The sequence below is a fragment of the Neolewinella lacunae genome (genome assembly GCF_014349155.1).
GTDB classification, from domain to species: domain Bacteria; phylum Bacteroidota; class Bacteroidia; order Chitinophagales; family Saprospiraceae; genus Neolewinella; species Neolewinella lacunae.
This window is the reverse complement of sequence record NZ_JACSIT010000146.1, coordinates 5,353-8,065: the sequence shown is the minus strand read 5'-3', so window position 1 is coordinate 8,065 and position 2,713 is coordinate 5,353. Positions and strand designations below refer to the sequence as shown.

General features: G+C 56.1%; 1 protein-coding gene and 1 pseudogene. Both read left to right on the top strand.

What is annotated here, in order from left to right; genetic code table 11:
• Nucleotides 1-216, top strand: a 216-nt coding sequence (locus H9S92_RS17775) for a T9SS type A sorting domain-containing protein (protein ID WP_187468048.1), incomplete at its 5' end; no start/stop codon positions are given.
• A 584-nt stretch (nucleotides 217-800) separates the two neighbouring features.
• A pseudogene (locus tag H9S92_RS17770) lies at nucleotides 801-2,713 on the top strand (hypothetical protein); the annotation flags it as partial.

Sequence of the window (2,713 nt, the reverse complement as noted above, 5' to 3'; positions counted from 1 at the left end):
ACGGTGATCCGCTACGAGCTGGCCGTTGCTGGTGCAGCGACGCTGACGGTACAGGATGCCGCTGGCCGCCTGCTGCTGACGCGCAAGCTGGAGGCCACGGCTGGCCGCAACCAGGTGACGCTGACGGCAGGGGAGCTGGGTGCGGCGGGTGTACTGACGTACACGCTGACGGCCGGCGACTTTACCGCTACCCGTAAGATGGTGGTGGTTCGGTAGGACCAAATAGGCATTGCCCTGATGGGCGACAAGTTTAGTCGGGTTTACAGCCGCGACAGTACAGGCCCCGTTGCTCTTAGGAGTGGCGGGGCTTGTGCGTTGGTGGGGGAGAGGAGAAGGTATTGTCGGGCTAAAGCCCGAGATGGGGAAGTCGGGCTTTAGCCGCGACAATACCTTGTGGGGTTGGGCTAAAGCCGCGACAGTACCTACAGCCCCGACAGTACCTTGCTCTCTTGTCCCTCCCCAGCACCTGCGTCCGCGCCCGAAACAGCTTAAGGGTATGTAAAAGTTTGTAAAGCAACAGGTTGTAAGTGCGCCGACGACTTTCTTATAGAGAATTTCGGGCTTGAATACGCAGCGAAAGCCGCTGGCAAGATGCTGCGGGGTTGTCAAAATCTTGTTCAGATGCGGTTGTTGCAACAGAACTTTCTGCCGGAAGAATTGAACGCATGGCGGGATTTAAAATTTATAGGCCGTATTTTGCGGCCAAGTGGATTTTCTACCTAAGTATTCACCTTACTTTTGGCGTGGCTGGCTGTATGCTACACTGCTTTTGGCTTACATAATCTCTTAAGAAATCAAGGATGTCTCTACGTTTACTTTCCCGGAAGGAGCGTGCTGTTTTTTCGTCAGCGCTTCGGATTCCTGGTGTTTGCAACCACGATTACCGCATTGCTTCAATGTCTTTGATGAACAGGATTACCCTGGTGCTGGCCCTGTTGCCGTTCCTGAGTGGGGTGACGTACGCCCAGTGTGTGTCCCTCACCACTTTGGGTAGTGCCTCCAGCCAAAACTTTGACGCGCTATCCAACGTGCCTGGCAGCACGACCAACAACCTCACACTTACCGGCTGGTTCCTCAACGAAACTGGGGGAGGGGCCCGGGACAATGAACAGTACGCCGTAGATGCGGGGAGTTCTAACACTGGCGATACCTATAGTTATGGGGCATCTGCCGCTACTGAGCGGGCCTTGGGTACTTTGCGCTCCGGCACATTGCTGTCTGTCGTTGGAGTGTGTTTCACCAATAATACCGGTAGTACCATCCAGTCGCTGAATGTAGCTTACACGGGTGAACAATGGCGCTTAGGCACTGCAGCGAGGGCTGATCGCCTGGATTTCCAGTACAGTTTGAACGCCACCAGCCTGACTACTGGTACCTGGACGGACGTGGACGCGCTGGATTTTGAGACACCCAATACGACGACAACGGGTTCCAAAGACGGCAATGTGGCGGCCAACCGCACGGCGCTTGCTTCGACCATCAACAGCCTCTCTATCTCTAACGGCGCTACCTTTTGGTTGCGCTGGTCAGATGCGGATGCATCGGGTGCGGATGACGGCTTGGCGATTGACGACTTTTCTCTGACGCCTAATAATGCTTCCCTCATGCCCGACTATACCATCACTACCGCAGGCAATGCCATCGTAGTAACTGATGTGGCGGGCAACGGTGATGTTCTGAACGTAGCGGAGAATGGCGTAAGCATCAATTTCGCCGCTGCCGGGCGCACCTATTCCTTGAACGGTGGCCCGACGCTTAGCCTGCCGGTAGATGTGCCACTTGCCGGTGCAGCATCCATCACTATCGACGCAGCAGCGGGCAACGATATCATTAATGTAGGGGCATTTGTGGCGGCCTTGCCCAGCCTGACCCTCAACGGTGGTACGGGCGACGATGTGGTGAACTTCAATGGCGACATCACCTTTGCAGCTGATGCAGACCTCGATGTGGATTTGCAGGACGATGAGGCTATGCCGGGCGTGGATCGGGTAGTGGTGGCCGCCAATGCCAACCTCGTCTTATTGGGCACAGGCGCGGCTACGCTCAAAGTCAGCCGGGATGTGGTAGTAAACAACAGTGCAAGTATCGAAACCATCACCGGCAATCTAACGGTAGAGGCGAACCAGCAAACAATCCCTACATCGGGTAACTTCATTGGGGTAAAACTTGCAGGAGGTTTACTCGTGAGCTATGGAAACGGAGCGCTGACGGTGAAGGGTACAGGGGGCGATTCTGGTAATGACCAATATGGCATACAAATATCTGATGCTGGCAGGATATCGAGCTCCATTGGCAAGGTCAGCGTCAGCGGCACTGGTGGCTCGGGCCCGGGGATATTTAACTACGGCTTACTGATTGATGGGGCAAACTCACAGATTACCTCAGGCGGCGGCGATGTGGAGGTAGAGGGCCAGGGTGGGGGCGACTCGGGTTCTGGCAGCCAGAATGTCGGCATCCGGCTTGCCAACGCGGGTCAGATTACCTCTGGAGGCAACGGCGCGGTGTCCGTTACCGGCACCGGTGGCCCAGGCACGGGCAACGACATTTGTGGTATCCTCATCATAACGGCAGCTCAGATAACATCGGGCGGGTCGGGCAAGGTCAGCGTCAGCGGTACCGGTGGCTCGGGCCCGGGGATATTTAACTACGGCTTACTGATTGATGGGGCAAACTCACAGATTACCTCAGGCGGCGGCGATGTGGAGGTAGAGGG